Raw genomic sequence first — 755 nt, forward strand, 5'->3', positions numbered from 1 at the left:
GCATGGTGTTCAGTGAACAACAGGTTGCTGCCGATATTTACAAGGTGCCGTTGTTCCAGGAAGACGGCAAGTTTTCCGAACAGCGGTTCGAGCGTGAACTGCGCGCCCGCGGGATGAACCCGCAGAGTTACATCCAGGGGTTGCGCCAGGACATGATCAAGGAGCAGTTCCGTGCGGGCTTCATGCAGACGGACTTTTCGCTTCCTTCCGAGCTGAACGAACAGCGTCGTCTGGGGGAGCAGTCCCGCGACATCCGTTATGCGCAACTGGATATCAACTCGCTGCGCAAGCAGTTCAGCGTGTCAGACGAAGAGGTCAAAGCCTTCTATGACGAGAATCAGGGTGAATTCATGCGCCCTGAAGAGTTCAAGGTGTCTTACGTTGAACTGTCTGCAGACAAATATGCCGATCAGGTGAGCGTTACTGACGAGGATGTGAAGGCGGAATACGATGTCCGTAAATCCATCATGGAAGAAGCGGGCGCCGGTGACGCACCACGCCAGGTGTCACATATTCTCATCGAAGTGAACGATGACCGGGATCTTGAACAGGCGAAGGTCCGTGCCCGTGAAGCGGCGAAAGCCATTGCCGGTGGTAAATCCTTTGCAGATGCTGCTGCCCAGTACTCCGACGACTCAGGCAGCGCCCAGTCTGGTGGTGATCTGGGTGTGGTTTCCAAGGGGGCCTTGCCTGAAGAAATGGAAGACGCCATTGCCGAGCTGGCTTCTGACACCGTCTCTGCGCCGGTGGTAACG

General features: G+C 56.0%; 1 protein-coding gene. It reads left to right on the top strand.

Features of this window, described 5'->3' with window-relative positions:
* Positions 1–755, top strand: a 755-nt coding sequence (locus A3754_RS00910) for a peptidylprolyl isomerase (RefSeq protein ID WP_197468347.1), incomplete at both ends; no start/stop codon positions are given.

Source organism: Alcanivorax sp. HI0083 (assembly GCF_001635175.1).